The sequence below is a fragment of the Microbulbifer harenosus genome (assembly GCF_005771435.1).
Classification (GTDB): Bacteria; Pseudomonadota; Gammaproteobacteria; order Pseudomonadales; family Cellvibrionaceae; genus Microbulbifer; species Microbulbifer harenosus.
Genome location: NZ_VANI01000015.1, coordinates 158939 through 177247 on the forward strand (window position 1 = coordinate 158939; position 18309 = coordinate 177247).

The following is an 18309-nucleotide window of genomic DNA, read 5'->3' on the forward strand; positions in this document are numbered from 1 at the left end:
GAACACAAGCGAATGGCGGGAATTTTCTCGCGAGCTGGGCTCAGTGCTGGTGACGAAAGCTGATCAGCGCCGCAGTGATGGCAACATTCAGGCTTTCGACGCCATTTTGCATGGGGATGCGCAAGCGCTGGGTGCAGGCCTTTTCCACCGCAGGGCTGACACCGTGGGTCTCGTTGCCGAGCACAAAGATTGTTGGTTCCCGGTCGTCGACGGTGCGGAGAGTGTCGCTGGCATGGGAGGAGAGGGCGTAGACGCGTGTGCCCCGTTCGGAGAATTTCTGCAGAACCGGCGCGAGCTGGTCGCAGCGCAGAATCCGGGTTTTGAACAGGGTGCCGACACTGGCCTTGATCACCAGAGGATCAATCTGTGCACAGCCCTTGCGTGGCAGGATTATGCCGTCAATACCACCGGCACAGGCGGAGCGGATAATCATGCCCAGGTTCTGAGGGTTGGTGATGCCGTCCAGTGCCAGTAACTCGAAATGCCGTTGGCGGTTTTCCTTCAGGAAAGTTTCCGCGTCTCCGTAGTGGGGCAGCGCCAGGTCCAGCGCTACACCCTGATCCTGTTTCGCATTTTTGGAAATACGCGAGAGCGCTTTCCTGTCGCAGTGTGCGACTTCAATTCGCCGTTCGGCTGCCAGCTGCTCGATGCGACTGATCAGCTGGTCTTTGCGGTTGCTGTCCGCCAGGTGCAGCTTGTGCACCGGTAGATTGTTGTCTTCCAGCGCCTCAAGTACGGGTTTGCGCCCGTAAATAGTGAGCAGGCTGTCGAAAAATGCGCGTTTTTTCAGATATTCGGGGGAGTCGGTCACGGTGCTGTGTCGTTGCGGTGGGCAGAGAATAGTGCAGCCAGTTGGCGGCGCGCAGTTTCGCTCAGTCCCGCGCGTTTTGCCAGTGGCAGCGCGGCCTTGCCGAGGGTGCGGTACACCTCTGACGGTGCGGAGTGCTCCGGTTCGCGCTGTGCCAGCGCTTCCAGGGCCTGGAGCTGGCGGGCCACGGTCCCAACGTCGCCGCGCACCAGTGGCCCTGTGAGGGCGCGTTCTGTGCCGAGGGCAAAATTATTGCGCGCGGTCTGCAGCACAATGGGCGCCAGCAGTTGTTTGGCCGTTTCGCTGTCGATACCGGCAGCGGCGAATGTCTGCAAGCTGATATCCATCAGTACCGTGAGGTAATTGCACGCCATTACCGAGCCGGTGTGATACAGCACTTTCTGCTCCGGGGTAAGGGAAAGGCAGTGGCAATCCAGAGCGTGAAACGCATGCTGCAGCCGTGTTACGCCGGCTTCGTCGCCCTCCAGTGCTACGGTGGCACCGGGCAGCTCGTCCAGCGAGCGCTGTGGGTCGGCGAAGCTGTGGACGGGGTGGGCGCTGACGAGGAGCGCGGGAGTGCATGCGGCGAGCGCATTGGCGGGGAGGGCGCCGCTGCAGTGGAATACCAGCGCCTGTCCGTTCGCAGGCAGATGTGGCGCAAGAATTTCCGCGGTGGCCGCGATCTGGTCGTCGGGGACGGCGATCAGCCACACATCAGCCGGCGGCATGGCATGGAGCTTGTCCACGGCGTTGCCGGCACCGATGAATCCCCGGGCACTGGCGCTGCTTTCGATGCTGCGATTGCAGATTCCGCCGATGGCAAACACCCCGCGCCGGTACCACAGGCGCGCGAGGGTGCGTCCCAGGCGGCCGGCGCCAATGATATTCAGCGTGGGGAGTTCTGGGGTTTGCAATTATTTGCCTGCCAGACAGTTAACGTAGGCCGCCACTGCGTTGGCCATCCCCATGCTGATGGCGTCGACCGTCAACGCGTGGCCGATGGAGACTTCCTGCAGGCCGGGCAGGGTGCGGTAGCGGGGCAGGTTGATCAGATTGAGATCGTGCCCGGCATTGACGCCCAGGCCCATGTGCAACGCGTGTTCCGCGGCGGCGCAGTGGGCGGCGAAAATCTTTTCCAGAGCTGGGCTCTGATTGCTGACCGCTTCGGCGTAGGGGCCGGTGTAGAGTTCAATGCGATCCGCGCCCACGTCTTTGGCGAGACTGATCTGGGCTTTGTCCGGGTCCATAAACAGGCTGACGCGTATACCCGCGTCGCGCAGTTCGCGAATGATGGGTTCGAGGCGCGCGCCGTCCTTGTTCAGATCGAAGCCATGGTCCGACGTGAGTTGGTCATCGCTGTCGGGAACCAGCGTGCACTGCTGCGGGCGGGTCTCCAGTACCAGTGGCAGCAGACCCGGGTAGCTACCCACGGCGCCGGCAAAGGGGTTGCCTTCCACATTGAACTCCATCTGGCGGCTGGCGCAGAGGGCGGATAGATTGCGCACGTCCTGGGGGCGGATGTGTCGCTGGTCCGGGCGCGGGTGCACGGTGATGCCGTGGGCGCCGGCATCCAGGCAGGTGCGCCCATGGGCGACCACGTCCGGGTAGTTGCCTTCGCGGGAATTGCGGATCAGGGCGATCTTGTTGAGATTGACGCTGAGTGCAATCACTGGCTGTTGCCTCCGGTGCTGTCGGTGGTGGGGTTGGCGTCGCTGGCGCTGTCTGCGCGTCTGGCTTTCAGTATACGCACTGGGGTGTTGGGGGCATCGGGAAAGCTCGCGTACTGGCCGCGGGGCTCAGCGGCAATCTGCTGCACCACCGCCATGCCCAGCAATACCTTGCCGAATACGGTGTAGCCGGCCTTGTTGGCACTGCCATCGAGGCGGCTGTTGTCCACCAGGTTGATAAAGAACTGGGAGGTGGCGCTATCGGGATCGTTGGTGCGTGCCATCGCGATGGTACCGCGCGCATTGGAGAGGCCATTGGCCGACTCATTGGCGATGGCGTCGCGGGTCGGCTTTTCCTGGAAGTCGAAGGTGTAACCACCGCCTTGGGCCATAAAGCCGGGAATGACGCGATGGAAAATGGTGCCATTGTAAAAGCCGCTGTCTATATAGGCGAGGAAGTTCTCTACGGTTTTTGGCGCCTTGTCGGCATACAACACCAGTTCCACATCGCCGAGGTCGGTTTCCAACACGACCCGTGGGTTTTCACTGAGGGCGGAGGCGAAGCATGACAGGCAGGCCAGCAGTGTGGAGGCGAGTGATTTGAGCAGCGACAGGCGTGTCATATCGGTTATCCCTGTTTGAATAGTTTTTCGAAACGCAAAACAAAAAAGGCCCGGTCGCTGACCGGGCCTTGTGAGCCGGTTTCTGGATTCTAACCGCAGCTCATGACGACGGAAACAAGGATGAAATCAGTTGGCCCACTCCGAGTGCCGTTTACGCGGACGGAAATGTGGGGCGATCATCGCGAGGAAGGCGCCGAGAAACACCGAAAGGGCGCCGTACATATACCACTTGCGGGTCTCACTGCTGGCGAGACGCTGGATTTCCGCTTTGTCCATGGTTTGTTGCTGCTTCAGCAGCTCGTGCTGGTTGAGCAGTTTCTGGTGGCGCTGGTTGAGCGCCACTGCATCAGACGACAGGGACTTCAGCTCTTTCAGTTCGCGTTCCAGGGCGTCGGCACGCTCCAATGCGGCGTGCAGCTCGGAACTCAGCTTGCTGTTGGATGCTTCCAGGCGGCGCACTTCACCGCCGAGATCACCCTGCATGCTCTCGACATGGCTCAGGCGCGCTTCCGCCTGGGCCAGCTTGATTTTTGCTACCGGCTCGTCTTCCAGGTACTGGCGGCGAACCCACCCCTCTTCACCGCCGGGCGTGCGCACCTTGGCCCAGCCGGTATCGGGGGCGTCCTCCAGCAGGGTCAGTTTGGTACCGCTCGGCAGGCCGCGGTGCAGGATGCGGAACTCGTTGCCCTGACCGGAGCGCATGGGCACGTGCAGCTCGTCGGTGATGTAGCGGTCGGAGCTGATGGCCTGGGTGTGGCTGGCGCCGAGTGCGATCAGGGTGGCGGCGAAGATGTTGCGGAGTCTGTTCATGGTCTGGGATAAGTCGGGTCAGATAATTGTTATCGTGGCGGTAATTTTTCGGCAATTCATCGGTACCAAATGCCGGGGATTCAGGGCAATACCAGTTTGTAGGGTTTGACGGTTACCGACGCGTAGACGCCGGCGGCTACATAGGGGTCGGCGTCTGCCCAGGCTCTGGCATCTTCCAGTGAAGGAAAATCGGCCACCACCAGGCTGCCGGTAAAGCCCGCTTCGCCGGGGTCTTCACTGTCTATAGCCGGGTGTGGTCCGGCGATCAGCAGGCGGCCCTGTTCCTTTAGGTCATTGAGGCGCGCGATATGTTGCGGGCGCGCGGACTGGCGCAGGGGCAGGCTGTCGTCAACATCCTGGCTGATAATGGCATACCACATAGGCGGATTCTGTTTCCTGTGTTCGGTTTTTGCGGATTCAAAGTTTTCTGATGCAACGGTCGGGGTGTGATTACTGTTGTACCAGTATCTCTTCCAGTGTCAGCCCGGTCAGTTTGCCGATTCGGCGAAACAGGAATACCAATACCAGCATCAGGATTGCCGTGGCGGGCAGGGCGATTACCGGGAAACTGAGCGCGGTCATTTTTCCCAGTTCTTCGTTGAATGCCTCGGTGCCGGGGGGGCTTTTCAACAGCACTTCCGCAAGAATGTAATTCAGCGCAGACGACAGGAAAAAAGATCCAGCAATCATCCACGAGGCCTGTTGCAGAGTGCGGTCAAATGCGGACTCGGTGCCGCGGGCTGTCAGGCGGCGGGCCACCTTACCGGTATCGAGTATGCGATCGTTGTAGATCAGGGTGCGCACCAGTGGCCAGCGGGTGTAGAGACTTGCAATGGTGGCGATGCCCAGAAGACCGGGAATGGCGGCTTCCTTGATGGCGATGTATCTGGCTTCGAACTCAAGCAGGCTCATGCCGCCGGTCAGCAGGATACTGATGATGCCGAGTGCGGAAAAGAAGTTCACCTTGCCGGAGCGCTGCAGGTCGCGCAGGCCATAAAGCAGCGGAAATGCCAGTGCCACCACGATGGCCCACTTGGTGCCAAGCCAGCTGTCTCCGGACAGCTTGGACAGGATGACGGTGGGAATAACGATATTGAGCAGCAGATTGGCCAGCAGGCTTTCTTTCTGCGGCTTTGTCTCGGCGATCTGTTTGTCGGAGCCCGCGGCCGTCGGAGCCTGCTCCGGTTGGCGGGTAGGGTTTTGATTGGTATCAGTCATCGTCTGTTCCGGTGATAATGCCCGCTGGCTGACGGTACAGCTGTCAGTGGCGATGGTGATTCCCCCGCTTGCGGGGCGTTATCCCTGAAACCGGTGAGCCGGTCCGCTGGGCAACCGGCTTCCTGAAGTCGCAATTACGAACCTAAGACAGCGGTAGTTAACGGCGGTTCCTTCAAAATAGCCACCCGGTGTCGGGTTGGCAAAACAGGCCGAAAAACAGAGGGATTGTTCCATTAATCGGGCACTTTCCAGAACACAGTTTTTGACTTCGCGGGCAACCCACTATGAATCCTGAATATGGACCCTGACATGCCGCTATCACAACACCTGCTGACCGCTGAGGCTGTAGCTGGTCAGGTCGACCTGCACTGCCACAGTAGCGCGTCCGACGGTATTTTAAGCCCTGAAGCGCTGGTGTCGAGGGCGAAATTGGCCGGTGTGACGCTGTTGGCACTCACGGATCACGACACCGTAGCGGGCTTCGCCGCGGCTCAGGTCGCCGCCGGCCAGGAAAACATTGTCCTGCTGCCCGGCATTGAACTGACGGCGCGCTGGGGGCGGCAGGTGGTGCATATCGTTGGTCTCAATATCGACCCGGCGTCCGCGGCCATGGGCGTGGCCATTGATACGCGCGACCAGCTGCGCGACCAGCGCGCGCGGGAGATTGCCGCGAGGTTGGAGAAGCGGGGATTTGTCGGTGCCCTGGAGGGGGCCAGGCGGCTCGCAGGAGCGGGGGTCATCGGCCGTCCCCATTTCGCCCGCTGGTTGGTGGAAGCTGGGCATCTGCCGGATGAAGGCAAGGCATTCAAGCGATACCTGGGCAGCGGTAAAGCTGGCGATGTCGCTGTGGCGTGGCCGGACATGGCGGACACCATAGGCAGTATTCACGCCGCCGGTGGTGCCGCGGTACTGGCTCATCCCCTTAAATACGGACTTACCCGCATGCGTCTGCAGTCACTGCTGGGTGAATTCCACGGTGCCGGTGGCGACGCGGTGGAGGTGGTGTGCGGGCAGCAGAACCCTGTGCAGACCCGGGAAATCCTCGCGCTGCTGGAGCGGGTCGGCGCTGTGCGGGAAAAGGGCAAGCCGCTGCTGGCCTCCCTCGGCAGCGACTTTCACCAACCGGATCAGCCGTGGCGCGAGCTGGGCAGTGTGCGCCTGCCGGAGGGCGTCGAGCCTGTTTGGGCTCTTTGGCGCACTTAACTCTTTGGGGCACTTAATAAGCACCGCTCGCGAATACATAGAGCCGCTGGGCCGACGACGGCCTGGCGGTAGCTCCGTGGGCGGCTGCTTGCCCGAGGTCTTTGTGGCAAACTGGCGCCACTTCAGATTAATGAAAATTACCGTCTCAGGGGGTATGAATGGCGCAGTTCTTCCAGATTCATCCGGATAATCCACAAGCGCGTCTGATCAGTCAGGCAGCGGAGATCGTCTCGTCCGGCGGCGTGATCGTTTTTCCCACAGACTCTGCCTATGCCATTGGCTGTCGCTTGGGGGAAAAAGTGGCGGTGGAGCGCATCCGCGCCCTGCGCCAACTGGACAAGGACCACAATTTCACCTTGATGTGCCGGGATCTGTCAGAACTGGCGAGTTACGCCAAGGTAGACAACCAGATGTTTCGCCTGCTGAAGAATCACACCCCGGGGCCATACACCTTTATCATGCCCGCTACTTCCGAGGTCCCGCGGCGCCTGGCGCACGCGAAGCGCAAAACCATCGGCCTGCGGGTGCCGGACAACGCCATTGTGCAGGCGCTGATCAGTACTCTCGGCGAGCCGTTGATGAGCTGCAGCCTGATCATGCCTGGCGACGATCAACCCCTCACCGACCCGTACGACATCCGCGACACCCTTGAGCACCAGGTGGAGCTGGTGATCGACGGCGGTTTCTGCGGTCTCGAGGCTACCACAGTGGTCGACCTGACCGGCGACGAGCCGGTGCTGGTGCGCCAGGGCTGTGGTGCGATTGATGAAATTCTCGGCTGACGCTGATGTATAATCGCCCGTTTGGTTTTGGCTTAGGACGGCAGTGTGTCCAGTGACGACGTAGAAGAAGCGACCGGTGTCGCATCCGGCGAGGCTGAGGTGGCGGAATCCACGGCGGCCGGGACCGACCTGGACCCCGCGCCCGTGGCGGAAGTGACCTATTCGGTAGAGGTGCTCGAGGACGAGCCCGCAGCCGGAGACGCCGATGCGCAGGCCGTGGATGCCGAGCCCGCTGCTGGCCCCCGTCAGGGGGAGATGCCCTTCGCGATGGTTGCCGGCAAGGCGTTCACCGACTTGCCCAGCGACCTGTATATCCCGCCGGACGCCCTCGAAGTCATTCTCGAAGCCTTCGAGGGGCCGCTGGACCTGCTGCTGTACCTGATCCGCCGCCAGAACCTCGACATCCTCGAGATCAACGTTGCGGATATCACCCGCCAGTACATGTCCTACGTGGAAATGATGACCGCGATGCGCTTTGAACTCGCGGCGGAGTATCTGGTGATGGCCGCGATGCTGGCGGAGATCAAGTCGCGTATGCTGCTGCCGCGCCCGCCGGAAGCGGAGGAAGAGGAGGGCGAGGACCCCCGCGCCGCACTGATCCGCCGCCTGCAGGAATACGAGCGCTTCAAAACCGCGGCGGAGGATATGGACGAGCTGCCGCGCATGGGTCGCGACATCCACCAGGCCAGCGCTGCGGGGCCCGACCGCAAACTCACCCGCCCGGAGCCGGAAGTGGACCTGAAGGAGGTTCTGCTGGCTCTGTCTGAGGTGCTGCGTCGCGCCGACATGTTCGAAAGCCACCAGGTGGAGCGGGAAAAGCTCTCCACCCGCGAGCGTATGACCCAGGTGCTGGACAAGATCCGCCACCGCCAGTTCGTGCCTTTCGTCGCCCTGTTTCGCGCCGAAGAAGGTCGCCTGGGGGTCGTGGTCACCTTCCTCGCGGTGATGGAGCTGGTCAAGGAATCTCTGGTGGAGCTGGTGCAGAACGAGGCTTTTGGCGCGATTCACGTACGCTCCCGCGGCGAGGTGCAGCGGTCTCCTGACGAAGGCGATTTTGACCGTGACTTTGACGACGACGATGCTGGCGATCTCCTCGCGGCGGATGACGAATTCTCCGGCGACGACCATGGTGTGTCGCCGGCATTGAGCGATCCCCAGGACGATGCCCCCGAGGTGGCGCAAGTGGGCAACCTGGACCATGACGGCGAAACCGTTGATCAGGAAAAAGCCGGACAAGAAACAGAACAAGAGACAGGCGCGGCGACAACGCCGTCACTGTTCAGCTGAAAGCGAGTGAACACCAGACCATGAGCATTACCCCGGAATTACTCAGCCGGATCCTGGAAGGCGCGCTGTTGGCGGCGGCCCAGCCCATGTCGGAAGACCGCCTGCTCGCTCTGTTCGAGGAGGGTGAGCAACCCGAGCGCGGACAGCTGCGCGAAGCGCTTGAGCAGATCGCCCAGCGCTGCGAAGGCCGCGGTTTTGAGCTGCGCCAAGTGGCCAGCGGTTGGCGCTTCCAGGTGCCGGAAGATCTGGCTCCCTGGGTTAACAAGTTGTGGGAGGAAAAGCCGCAGCGGTATTCCCGCGCCACTCTGGAAACCCTGGCCATCATTGCCTATCGCCAGCCGATCACTCGCGGCGATATTGAGGAAATCCGCGGCGTCGCGGTCAGCTCCCAGATTGTGCGCAGCCTTGCGGATCGCGGCTGGATCAAGGTAGTGGGGCAGCGGGACGTGCCTGGCAAGCCGTCGCTTTACGCCACCACCCGCGAGTTCCTCGACTACTTCAACCTGAAGAGCCTGGACGATCTGCCAACCCTGGCGGAGATCCGTGATATCGACAGTCTGAATGCGGTGCTGGATCTGGGTGTTGACGCAACCGGTACTGATGACGACGAGCCGGCAGCGGACGCCGCTGGCGAAGACGCCCAGGCAGGCGCCGATACTCGCTCTTCTGAATCCGAAGACGAGCAGCTGGAAGAAGGCCTGCAAGAAGCTGGATCCGATCAACAGACATTGGAGACGGCGCCGGAAGAAACAGAACTGGCCGATGAAACAGGTGCAGCGGTGGAACTAGCGTCGGAAAGCTACGCTGAAGAAGCGCTGACTCCGGAAACTGAGGCAGGTAATGACGACGCCGAGCCGCAGAGCAATGCGGATGAGGCTGACCACGAGACCGGTGCTGACGAACCGGTAACTCCCGACCATCCAACCGCTGAAGCGCTGGATGAAGATGACAACAAATCCCCGGAAAATCTCAATTCATGAGTGAAGACGCAGCGCCAGCGGGCGAAAAACTGCAAAAAGTACTGGCCCGAGCGGGCCTCGGTTCGCGCCGAGAAATGGAGCGGGCCATCGAAGCGGGCCGTGTCACCGTTAATGGTGAAGTGGCGGGGCTGGGCGAGCGGGTAACTGACGACGACCGCGTCGAATTCGACGGCAAGCGTGTCGCAGGCGGCGATGAAAACCGCTTGCGGGTCATTCTTTACAACAAGCCCATCGGCGAAATCTGTTCCCGCCACGACCCGGAAGGTCGCCCAACGGTGTATGACCGCCTGCCGCGCCTGGGTAGTGGTCGCTGGATTTCCGTCGGCCGTCTGGATTTTAATACCAGCGGCCTGCTGCTGTTTACCAACAGCGGCGAGCTGGCCAACAAACTGATGCACCCCTCTTCGGTGATCGACCGCGAATACCTGGTGCGTATTCAGGGCCAGGTGGACGATGAGATGAAGAAACGCCTGGTAAAAGGCGTGCAGCTGGAGGACGGCGAGGCGCGTTTCACCGATATCGTCGAGAGCGGTGGCGAGGGCAGTAACCGCTGGTTCTACTGTGTGGTGATGGAAGGCCGCAATCGCGAAGTGCGCCGCCTTTGGGAGTCCCAGGGCGTGCGTGTGAGCCGCCTGAAACGCGTGCGCTATGGCAGCGTGTTCATCCCCTCCCACGTGCGCGTGGGGCAGTGGATCGAGATGGAACCGAAGGAAATCGACGATCTGTGCATCACCGCCGGATTGCCGAAACTGGGCCAGCGCCCGTTGACCCAGGCAGAGAAAGAAAACCTTCAGCGCCAGCGGCGCAAGCTGCGCAAAGCGCCGACGTCCGCACCGGTTCGTGCGCCGCTGAAGCCGACTGCGGGCAGCTCCGTGCCTGGCAAAACCGCGACACCCGCAAAGGGCGCGGCGGTGAAAAAATCTCCAGGGAGAAGCGGGCCGAACAAGGGGGGTGCCTCCGGCAAGAGCGGCGGTGTTAGAAACACGAACGGGCGCTCACGTCCTGGTCCCGGATCGCGCAAGTAAGCGCCGAACAATTTTGTCCGCACAAAAAGAAAAGGCAGCTTAGGCTTGATGCTGTTCACTTAGCAAAATATCGGGCGAAGGTGGCGATGCCGGGTGCGCTCTTGTGAGACCTTCTGCGAGAGGGACCTCGCAGAAGAGCCCCCATGGATGGGTCTACGGCGTGTCTCACAAGAGCGCACCCGGTAGCGGCACCGCCACAGAGCTGCTTAAGTGAACACCATTACAGCTTTGGCTGCCTTTTCTTATCCGGTCCCGGTGTGTCAGCTCAGGGCTGTATTTTCCCGCTCAGGGCTGTTTGTCTCGCTCAGGGCTGTTCCCGCTCAAACTCTTCCAGCGCGTCTCCGTCGGTATCCGGCTCCCCGGTCTCATCTTCGTCGATGATCTCGTTTTCCATACCGGGATCAATCGCCTCCGGTTCGACAGTGCCGGGGCCGGCGGGAACTGCGTCGTCAGCACCGCTGGGGGAGCCCGGGGAGCCCGCCGATTCCACCACCGTTTTCAGTTTTTGCAGCCCCTCTTCGTAGGACTTGCCCACCATTTTTGACACCATCAGCCCCATCCAGCGGGCGATGGGGCTGCCACCCATTTCCGCCGAGAAGGACCAGGTTACGTTGGTGCCGCTGCCCTGGGACTGCAACTGGAACTCGGATTTCGCCTTGCCCTGGGTGCCGAAATCCAGGTCCATGGCAACGTGGGAGTAGGGTTCACTGGCGGTGATAGTCTGCGAGCCAGTGCCCACACTGGGATTGTCGCTCTGCCACTTCATCACCGCACCAGTGCCCTCCGGAAAGCCCTCGTAGCTGTATTCGGTATCGGGATCAATCTGGTACCAGGGCGACCACTGGTTGAAATTGCGGAAGTTGTTCAGGTAGGGAAAAACCACTTCCGGCGGCTCGGTGATGTACACGCTGCGCTCGGTGGTGGCGACCCGCGGAAAGAGAAAGCCCGCAAGCACCAGCAGGGCGAGAAAAACCAGAATGTACAGTATCCAGCGCATAGTGGATGTTCCCCAGAGGTTGACCCCATGGTTGTCGGTCTGCTTGCCAGCGAACTGAGGCATGCAGCCTGGCCGGACCCGCGCAGGCGGATCTGGCCCCGGGTGTTACTTCTCACTCGAGTTTACCGTTGGGAAATTGGCTTCGCCAGTACGGTGATTTATGGAACAAGCGCCCCTGGGTTAGAAACTGGTTTCCAGCAGTGGCAATGTGACACACACCGCGAGGCCGGCATTTGGTGCATTGAATGCTTGAATGCTGCCGTTGTGCTGTGCCACCGTGCGCTGGGCGATGGCCAGGCCGAGACCAAAACCCCCGCTTTCGCGGCTGCGCGCTTCATCAGTACGGTAAAAGGGGCGGAAAATTGCTTCCAGCTCGGCCTCGGGAACACCGTCTCCGCTGTCGGTGACCTGAATCTGGCAGCGTTCCCCCTGGTGGCGTATAACGACATCGATATGGCCACCCACCGGGCTGTATTTGATCGCGTTGCGCAGGATGTTCTCCAGTGCCGCGGTGAGCGAGCTGCCGCGGGTCGCCACAAGCAGTTCACGATCATCGGTGCGCACTGCGAAGTGCGCCTGTTTGGCGGCGGCTTCTTCCTTTAGGTCATCGGTGAGCGCGGTGAGCAGGCTATTGATCTCTACCACATCGTCAAGGGCGCGCTCGTCGCCACCGCTGACCGGCAGCGACAGAATATCGCCGATGATATCTTCCAGGTAATCCGCTGCTTTGCCGATCTTATCCAGCTCCGGGTCAAGCGCCTGCACATTTTTCTGCCGGGCGATGCCCAGGGCCACTTGCAATCGCGCAAGGGGTGAGCGCAACTCGTGAGATACGTCTTTGATCAGGCGTCGCTGTTCCGCCATGGATTCCTGCAATTGCGCGGTCATGGAGTCGAAGTCGGCGGCCAGTTCCCCCAGCTCCCGGCTGTGGCCCCGCAGTATCGGGCTTACCCGGTAGCTGAGATCCCCGGCCGCCACCCGACGGGTGGCAGTACGCAGATTGTCGAGCGGTTTGCTCAGGTATCGCGCGAGCAGATAGCAGGCGAGGCCCGAGGCCAGCGTCGCCAGCACCAGAATCGGCCAGAAGTTGCGCAGGATGAACCGCAGCAGCAGTTCCTCCTTACTCTTGCCGGCGATAAATACAACACGCAGGCTTTCGCCGTCCCGCTGGGGTACGAAAAAACCAATGCTGGGCTTTTTGTCTACCAGCGCGTGGGACTCCCGATTGCGAAAGCTGAGTGATTCGAGCATCGGAGTCATGGACGGGGGAACCGGGCGGTTGAGGATTTCCTCTCCGCGGCGGTCGACGGCAAAAATCCGCCTCTGGGTTTTGGCGGGCTGGTCCTCGAGCCAGTGGCGGAAATGGTCGGGGTCGTGACGGCGGGCCATGCGCAGATTGTGGGTGACTTCCCGAAACAGCTCCGGGCCCTCCCAGCGGTCCTTCTGCCGTGGATCGCCAAACTCCCGGAAGTGGGTGATATATACCGCCACGAGCACCATGATCACTGCAGTGAGCCAGGCGCCGATGAACACTCTGCCGAACAGACTCATGGGTTTTCTCTCATCCCTGGGGGCTGGTGAGCATGTAGCCCGCGCCGCGGATATTGATGATTAGCTCGCGGCCCGCACCCTGTTCCGCCAGCTTCTTGCGGATATTACTGACGTGCACGTCGATGGAGCGGTCGTAAGGCATGAGTTTCCTTCCCAGGGCTTGTTCCGTAAGTACTTCTTTGCTGACCACCTCACCGGTGTGCTCCACCAGGACCTTGAGCACCGAAAACTCGGCGCCGGTCAGATTGACAGGCTGCTCCAGCCACAGGCACAGATGCTCTCTCGGCAGCAGGTGCAGAGCACCACTGCTGAGCTTGTCGTCGGAACTGCTCGTTTCAGAACGGCCGCGACGCAAAATCGCCCGCAGCCTCGCCGCCAGCTCCCGCGGGTTGCAGGGCTTGGGTAGATAGTCGTCGGCTCCCATTTCCAGGCCCACGATGCGGTCCACGGTGTCGCCCTTGGCGGTCAGCATGACCACCGGCAGCGAGTGCCCCGGACTGGCGGCGTCTTCCCGCAGTTTTCGCAGTACGTCAAAGCCGTTGTGGATTGGCAGCATCACATCCAGCACCAGTGCGTCAAAAGAGCGGCTGCGGGCCAGTTCGAGGCCGCGCCCTCCATCGTTGGCGACAGTTACCTCAAATCCCTCGCCGCGCAGGAACTCCTCCAGCAGTTCGGTGAGCTCGGTGTCGTCGTCGACCAGCAGGATGTGGCTCATAGGGCCTCCGTCATACATTCATGGCTGTTTCGATGTGAGGGGATTATATGCGCATGGCGATGCTGCACAGGGGAACGGTTTTGCCTGTTTTACCGTTCTTAACATTTGTTTACCGCGCTTAGCCCCTGTTTACAGAGCGCCGGCCTACTATGCACCTACCGAATCGGGAAACACAGAAAGCAATTTGCAGTTTGAACCTATCGCCTGGCGATAACGCCACGAAGCATCACTAGAGGATGAAAGTTATGAACAAATGGAAAGCACTTGCAGGCAGCCTGATTATTGGTGGCGCACTCACCACCTCCGGGCTGGTTATGGCCTTCCCCGATGGGGATCACGGTCCACGCGGTCACCACAAGGGCGGCTTCCACCGGGAGCACATGTTTGACCGACTCGCGGATGAGCTGGACCTGACCGAAGGCCAGATTGCTCAACTGGAAGCCAATCGCGAAGCTGGCAAAGAGAACCGCAAGGCGGACCGAAAAGCGATGCGTGAAGTGCATAAGCAGTTGCGTGAGGCTATCGAATCCGGCGCCGACCAGGCTGCGCTTGACACTCTGGCGGTGAAGCTCGGGCAGCTCGAAGTCAAGAAATTCCAGCAGATGCACGAGCAGCGCACGCAGTTCGAATCCATTCTGACGCCCGAGCAGAAGACCAGGCTTGACGAGCTCAAGGCCAAGCGCGAAGCGCGTCATGAGAAGCGCATGCAGCGCTGGAAGGACAGTCAGAACGACGAATGAATCTGCCTGTCGGGACAGCACCCGCGGCGTTGACTCACCTACCTCTTGAGTCAGTAATCCGTGGCCTGCCGGCGCCCACCCCAACAGCCGGCCGACCATCCTTTGGCGCCCCTGTGTTACAGGGGCTTTTTTTCTGCGCGAATATCCGCCGCTTCCATTTTCTGCGCCTTGCCGTACCAGCCCAATGTTGGGAAAATGCCCGCCCACCGGGCGATCTCCGGACCCGTTTCATTGCGGCTCCGGGGTCAGAGTGCCCCGAAACCGTTGAGGAGAGAGTGTGAGCAAGATCGGCCTGTTTTACGGAAGTGACGAGGGCAACACAGAGAGTGTTGCCCACCGCATCGTTGCCCGCCTGGGTGAGGAACGGGTTGACCTGCACGATATCGCCGACGTTACCCAGCTTGAGATCGAGAGTTACGAGCAGCTGATTTTTGGTATCCCCACCTGGGATTTTGGCCAGATTCAGTCCGACTGGGAGGATTTCTGGGAGGACGTCAAGGAAATCGACTTCAGCGGCAAAACCGTGGCGTTGTTCGGGCTTGGCGACCAGTTCGGCTACGGAGATTATTTTCTTGACGCCATGGGGATGCTGCACGATGTGATTGTGGCCAACGGCGCCGCCATCGTTGGTCACTGGCCCACGGCGGGCTACGAGTTCGAAGCCTCCAAGGCGCAGGTGCCTGGGCAGGATATCTTTGTCGGCCTCGCCATAGATGAGGACCAGCAGGAGGAGCTGACCTGTGCGCGCCTCAACGACTGGTGCGAGCAGATTGCCGAAGAGTTTGGCCTGGAAGGCGGCGCTGACAGCATTGCCCTGCTGGAGGATTGACGCTGCTATGACCCATCCCGATACCCTTTCCCTGCAGGATTTCTGGCCCTGGCTTGCGGATCACTGCAACTGCATCCTGCGCGCGGGCACGCCGGACTCCATCCTTTATGACGATGACGACTTTTTCTGGCGCTTCACCCATGAAAACCCCAACACTCTCCTGGTTCAGGTAGTGAAGGGCAAGCGACTGGTCGGTGAGGTATTCATAGAGCCGGACCTGGTCAGTTCTGTGCGTATCACGCCGGGAGAGAAGGAGGAAGTGATCTTCGACCTAATGGCCGACGCCGATGGTGAGGAGCAGGTGCTGTACTATTTTGTGATGGCCCACGGCTACAATGTCCACGAACCGCCTGCTGCGGTGACCCGCCACGGCAGGCTGCATTGAATGCTCACTCCAAACAAAAAACGCGGCTTTAAGCCGCGTTTTTTGTTTGGAGTTGAAGCTGCCGGTTATTCAACCGGTGAATCGACCAGCAGGCCCACCAGGATTTCCCGATACATGTCCTTGATCAGGTCGAGGTCGTCGGCCTTAACGCATTCATCCACTTTGTGAATGGTAGCGTTCACCGGGCCCAGCTCAACTACCTGCGCGCCAGTCGGTGCGATAAAGCGGCCATCGGAAGTGCCGCCTGCGGTGGAGAGTTCCGTTTCGCGGCCGGTAACTTTGCGGATGGCTTCTTGGGCAGACTCTACCAGCGGGCCTTCGGCGGTGAGGAAGGGGTGGCCTGAGAGGTTGAAGTTGGCTTCGTATTTGAGCCCGTGCTTGTCAAAGATGGCGCGCGCGCGGCGCTCCAGATCTTCGGCGGTGGTCTCGGTGGAGAAGCGCCAGTTACATATGACTTTGACGTCGCCGGGTATCACGTTGGTGGCGCCGGTGCCGCCGTTGATGTTGGAAACCTGGAAGCTGGTGGCCGGGAAGAAGTCGTTGCCCTGGTCCCATTCTTCGGCGGCCAGTTCGGCGAGTGCGGGTGCGAGTTTGTGCACCGGGTTTTCTGCCAGGTGTGGGTAGGCTACGTGGCCTTGGATGCCGAATACGGTGAGCTCAAGGCCGAGGGAGCCGCGGCGGCCGTTTTTGATCACGTCGCCGGCGAGGGTTGTGCTGGATGGTTCGCCGACGAGACACCAGGTGATTTTTTCGTTGCGCGCTTCCAGCCATTCGACCACCTTCACGGTGCCGTGTTTGGCCGGGCCTTCCTCATCACTGGTGATGAGGAATGCAATGCGACCATTGTGGTCGGGGTGGGCAGCGACGAATTCTTCGCAGGCGACGACCATGGCGGCGAGGGAGCCTTTCATGTCGGCGGCGCCACGGCCATAGAGCATGCCGTCGATGATTTTTGGCTCGAACGGCGGGTTTTGCCAGTTGGCTTCTGGGCCGGTTGGCACTACGTCAGTGTGGCCGGCGAAGGCGAAAATCGGGCCTTCTTCGCCGCGCACGGACCAGATGTTGTCGGTGTCGCCGAAGCGCAGGTGTTCAGTTTTGAAACCGATATTTTCCAGGCGCTCGAGCATGAGTTCCATACACCCCGCATCTTCGGGGGTGACGGATTGGCGACGGATGAGGTCGCAGGTGAGTTGTACTGTTGGGGTCATCTTGGGTTGATCTGGCTCCGTGGGTTTTTGTCGAAGCACTGTTCCTGTTTTGTGGCGGCCTGCCTGCCGGTGGCTGTTCGCGAGACACGGACTAGGCGTCCCCCCTCAACCCATCCCTGGGGGCTCTTCTAAAACATCCCTGTTTTAGAAGGTCTCGCGAACAGCCCCCGGCAGGCAGGCCTTCGCGTTGAAATTAATCACACTGAATTAATTAAGTAGTACGACCAATTTGTTGTAATCGAAGTGCAAAAGGTCGAGTAAGGCAAAGCGCTGGGTGGAGCCTTTCGGAACCGTCGGTGCCATGGATGGCACCGCCGGAGCGTACAGGGATGTATTTACAGCGATTCCGAAAGGCTCCACCCAGTGATTTGCCGCCACCGGACCCGCTTCAAGCGGACCCCGCGGCGGAAAAGCACTCATAGCTCTAATTAATTGCTATGCAGTTCCGCATTCAATTCAACCGCACTCTTGTTGGTCAAACACTCAACAGCACCGGTAGAGGAGTTGCGGCGGAACAGCAGATCAGACTTGCCCGCCAGATCGCGGGCTTTCACGGATTCAACCACCGCACCCTTGTCGTCCAGCACCGCAACCTTGGTGCCGGCAGTGATGTACAGGCCGGATTCTACCGTGCAGCGATCGCCCAGCGGAATGCCGGTGCCGGCGTTGGCACCGAGCAGGCAGCCTTCGCCGAGGGAGATCACGATGTTGCCGCCGCCGGACAGGGTGCCCATGGTGGAGCTGCCGCCGCCGAGATCGGAACCGGCGCCCACGAAAACGCCCGCGGAGATACGGCCTTCGATCATGCCTGGGCCTTCGGTGCCCGCGTTAAAGTTGACGAAACCTTCGTGCATGATGGTGGTGCCTTCGCCCAGGTAAGCGCCGAGACGCACACGCGCGGTGTGGGCGATACGGACGCCCTTTGGCACCACGTAATTGGTCATTTTCGGGAACTTGTCCACGCAGGAAACTTCCAGCACTTCGCCGTTGAGACGCGCTTCCAGCTGGCGCGCCGGCAGCTCGGTCAAGTCGATGGCGCCCTTGTTGGTCCAGGCTACGTTCGGCAGCTGGCCGAAGATGCCGTCCAGCCTGATTTCGTGGGGCTTTACCAGGCGGTGTGATAACAGGTGCAGTTTCAGGTAAGACTCGGGCACAGACTGCGGCGCATCGTCGCTGTGCAGTACTACCGCTACCAGCGGACGCTGTCTGTTGGCGAATTGGCGCAGAATGGCGGCCTGCGCGGTGGAGCCTGTGCTTTCCAGCTGGTTTGCCAGTGGTTCCAGCTGTGCTTCATCCAGCGCTACCGCGACGTTGCCGCCGCTGATGTCGAGAACACTGGTAACCGCTTTGGCTACGCCTTCAGAGGGGTAGAGCATGGGCTGGGGGAAATACACTTCCAGCCACTCGCCCTTTTCATTGCAGGTGCCTACACCGAAGCCGATGCTAAATACTTTACTCATGTTGGTTTCCTTTTCCTTCAT

18 protein-coding genes and 2 pseudogenes are annotated in these 18309 nt (G+C 60.6%); 8 read left to right on the top strand and 12 right to left on the bottom strand.

Translation table 11 applies throughout. The features are described 5' to 3' along the window. Positions 1 to 40: 40 nt before the first annotated feature. The 7 genes from rlmB to FDY93_RS14695 all read right to left on the bottom strand — a co-directional run bounded on the left by rlmB (position 41) and on the right by FDY93_RS14695 (position 5126). Positions 41 to 811 carry a 23S rRNA (guanosine(2251)-2'-O)-methyltransferase RlmB gene (gene rlmB, locus FDY93_RS14665; protein WP_138236502.1) on the bottom strand — a complete coding sequence of 257 codons (771 nt, stop codon included), beginning with the start codon at positions 809 to 811 and terminating at the stop codon, positions 41 to 43. Beyond that, positions 808 to 1722, bottom strand: a complete 915-nt coding sequence (locus FDY93_RS14670; protein WP_138236503.1) for a Rossmann-like and DUF2520 domain-containing protein — start codon at positions 1720 to 1722, stop codon at positions 808 to 810. The genes rlmB and FDY93_RS14670 overlap by 4 nt, the downstream gene beginning before the upstream one ends. Continuing rightward, complete coding sequence (locus FDY93_RS14675; protein WP_138236504.1) at positions 1723 to 2478, bottom strand: pyridoxine 5'-phosphate synthase; 756 nt, start codon at positions 2476 to 2478, stop codon at positions 1723 to 1725. Continuing rightward, on the bottom strand, positions 2475 to 3098 hold the full coding sequence (locus FDY93_RS14680; RefSeq protein WP_138236505.1) for a peptidylprolyl isomerase: 624 nt from the start codon (positions 3096 to 3098) through the stop codon (positions 2475 to 2477). Before FDY93_RS14680 ends, FDY93_RS14675 begins: the two co-directional genes overlap by 4 nt. Positions 3099 to 3224: 126 nt before the next feature. After that, positions 3225 to 3908, bottom strand: coding sequence for a TIGR04211 family SH3 domain-containing protein (locus FDY93_RS14685; RefSeq protein ID WP_138236506.1), 684 nt, complete (start codon positions 3906 to 3908; stop codon positions 3225 to 3227). Between the two features lie 80 nt (positions 3909 to 3988). Beyond that, positions 3989 to 4288: a YciI family protein gene (locus FDY93_RS14690; RefSeq protein WP_138236507.1), complete on the bottom strand. Its 300-nt coding sequence runs from the start codon at positions 4286 to 4288 to the stop codon at positions 3989 to 3991. 70 nt (positions 4289 to 4358) lie between these two features. Then, positions 4359 to 5126 (bottom strand): VC0807 family protein, encoded by a 768-nt coding sequence (locus tag FDY93_RS14695; protein WP_421654917.1) that lies wholly within the window; start codon positions 5124 to 5126, stop codon positions 4359 to 4361. 309 nt (positions 5127 to 5435) lie between these two features. On the opposite strand from FDY93_RS14695, the gene FDY93_RS14700 reads away from it, so the two are divergent. From FDY93_RS14700 to rluB, 5 genes and pseudogenes are all read left to right on the top strand, one after another. Next, the gene (locus tag FDY93_RS14700) at positions 5436 to 6329 is read left to right on the top strand and encodes a PHP domain-containing protein (RefSeq protein WP_138236508.1); all 894 of its coding nucleotides are present in this window, start codon (positions 5436 to 5438) and stop codon (positions 6327 to 6329) included. Between the two features lie 158 nt (positions 6330 to 6487). Next, positions 6488 to 7111 carry an L-threonylcarbamoyladenylate synthase gene (locus tag FDY93_RS14705; protein WP_138236509.1) on the top strand — a complete coding sequence of 208 codons (624 nt, stop codon included), beginning with the start codon at positions 6488 to 6490 and terminating at the stop codon, positions 7109 to 7111. 216 nt (positions 7112 to 7327) lie between these two features. Further along, a pseudogene (locus tag FDY93_RS14710) lies at positions 7328 to 8137 on the top strand (segregation and condensation protein A); the annotation flags it as partial. A 281-nt stretch (positions 8138 to 8418) separates the two neighbouring features. After that, on the top strand, positions 8419 to 9378 hold the full coding sequence (scpB, locus tag FDY93_RS14715) for an SMC-Scp complex subunit ScpB (RefSeq protein ID WP_138236510.1): 960 nt from the start codon (positions 8419 to 8421) through the stop codon (positions 9376 to 9378). After that, a pseudogene (gene rluB, locus FDY93_RS14720) lies at positions 9375 to 10220 on the top strand (23S rRNA pseudouridine(2605) synthase RluB); the annotation flags it as partial. The gene scpB and the pseudogene rluB, both read left to right, overlap by 4 nt. A 487-nt stretch (positions 10221 to 10707) precedes the next feature. Here rluB and FDY93_RS14725 read toward each other — a convergent pair. The 3 genes from FDY93_RS14725 to FDY93_RS14735 all read right to left on the bottom strand — a co-directional run bounded on the left by FDY93_RS14725 (position 10708) and on the right by FDY93_RS14735 (position 13666). Then, a complete protein-coding gene (locus FDY93_RS14725; RefSeq protein ID WP_138236512.1) occupies positions 10708 to 11463 on the bottom strand; it encodes an SRPBCC family protein in 756 nt (251 codons plus the stop codon). 117 nt (positions 11464 to 11580) lie between these two features. Next, positions 11581 to 12951: an ATP-binding protein gene (locus FDY93_RS14730; RefSeq protein ID WP_138236513.1), complete on the bottom strand. Its 1371-nt coding sequence runs from the start codon at positions 12949 to 12951 to the stop codon at positions 11581 to 11583. 10 nt (positions 12952 to 12961) lie between these two features. Continuing rightward, the gene (locus FDY93_RS14735; protein WP_138236514.1) at positions 12962 to 13666 is read right to left on the bottom strand and encodes a response regulator transcription factor; all 705 of its coding nucleotides are present in this window, start codon (positions 13664 to 13666) and stop codon (positions 12962 to 12964) included. Between the two features lie 245 nt (positions 13667 to 13911). Here FDY93_RS14735 and FDY93_RS14740 point away from each other — a divergent pair, with 245 nt between their 5' ends. The 3 genes from FDY93_RS14740 (at position 13912) to FDY93_RS14750 (ending at position 15620) form a co-directional block, all read left to right on the top strand. Then, entirely contained in the window at positions 13912 to 14406 is a 495-nt protein-coding gene (locus FDY93_RS14740; protein WP_171018999.1) for a Spy/CpxP family protein refolding chaperone, read from the top strand. A 277-nt stretch (positions 14407 to 14683) separates the two neighbouring features. Continuing rightward, complete coding sequence (locus FDY93_RS14745) at positions 14684 to 15235, top strand: flavodoxin (RefSeq protein WP_138236516.1); 552 nt, start codon at positions 14684 to 14686, stop codon at positions 15233 to 15235. Positions 15236 to 15242: 7 nt separating this feature from the next. Continuing rightward, a complete protein-coding gene (locus FDY93_RS14750) occupies positions 15243 to 15620 on the top strand; it encodes a hypothetical protein (protein ID WP_138236517.1) in 378 nt (125 codons plus the stop codon). Between the two features lie 65 nt (positions 15621 to 15685). On the opposite strand, the gene dapE is transcribed toward FDY93_RS14750, so the two are convergent. Next, the gene (gene dapE, locus FDY93_RS14755; protein ID WP_138236518.1) at positions 15686 to 16828 is read right to left on the bottom strand and encodes a succinyl-diaminopimelate desuccinylase; all 1143 of its coding nucleotides are present in this window, start codon (positions 16826 to 16828) and stop codon (positions 15686 to 15688) included. 428 nt (positions 16829 to 17256) lie between these two features. Beyond that, positions 17257 to 18288, bottom strand: coding sequence for a 2,3,4,5-tetrahydropyridine-2,6-dicarboxylate N-succinyltransferase (dapD, locus tag FDY93_RS14760; protein ID WP_138236519.1), 1032 nt, complete (start codon positions 18286 to 18288; stop codon positions 17257 to 17259). Positions 18289 to 18309: the final 21 nt, after the last annotated feature.

Excerpts from the sequence above, each read along its gene's own strand:
- dapE (WP_138236518.1), bottom strand. The coding sequence starts at position 16,828 with ATGACCCCAACAGTACAACTCACCTGCGACCTCATCCGTCGCCAATCC.
- FDY93_RS14700 (WP_138236508.1), top strand. The coding sequence starts at position 5,436 with ATGCCGCTATCACAACACCTGCTGACCGCTGAGGCTGTAGCTGGTCAG.
- FDY93_RS14705 (WP_138236509.1), top strand. The coding sequence starts at position 6,488 with ATGGCGCAGTTCTTCCAGATTCATCCGGATAATCCACAAGCGCGTCTG.
- FDY93_RS14685 (WP_138236506.1), bottom strand. The coding sequence starts at position 3,908 with ATGAACAGACTCCGCAACATCTTCGCCGCCACCCTGATCGCACTCGGC.
- FDY93_RS14740 (WP_171018999.1), top strand. The coding sequence starts at position 13,912 with ATGAACAAATGGAAAGCACTTGCAGGCAGCCTGATTATTGGTGGCGCA.
- FDY93_RS14750 (WP_138236517.1), top strand. The coding sequence starts at position 15,243 with ATGACCCATCCCGATACCCTTTCCCTGCAGGATTTCTGGCCCTGGCTT.
- FDY93_RS14695 (WP_421654917.1), bottom strand. The coding sequence starts at position 5,126 with ATGACTGATACCAATCAAAACCCTACCCGCCAACCGGAGCAGGCTCCG.
- FDY93_RS14735 (WP_138236514.1), bottom strand. The coding sequence starts at position 13,666 with ATGAGCCACATCCTGCTGGTCGACGACGACACCGAGCTCACCGAACTG.
- dapD (WP_138236519.1), bottom strand. The coding sequence starts at position 18,288 with ATGAGTAAAGTATTTAGCATCGGCTTCGGTGTAGGCACCTGCAATGAA.
- FDY93_RS14680 (WP_138236505.1), bottom strand. The coding sequence starts at position 3,098 with ATGACACGCCTGTCGCTGCTCAAATCACTCGCCTCCACACTGCTGGCC.
- FDY93_RS14690 (WP_138236507.1), bottom strand. The coding sequence starts at position 4,288 with ATGTGGTATGCCATTATCAGCCAGGATGTTGACGACAGCCTGCCCCTG.
- FDY93_RS14730 (WP_138236513.1), bottom strand. The coding sequence starts at position 12,951 with ATGAGTCTGTTCGGCAGAGTGTTCATCGGCGCCTGGCTCACTGCAGTG.
- scpB (WP_138236510.1), top strand. The coding sequence starts at position 8,419 with ATGAGCATTACCCCGGAATTACTCAGCCGGATCCTGGAAGGCGCGCTG.
- FDY93_RS14725 (WP_138236512.1), bottom strand. The coding sequence starts at position 11,463 with ATGCCTCAGTTCGCTGGCAAGCAGACCGACAACCATGGGGTCAACCTC.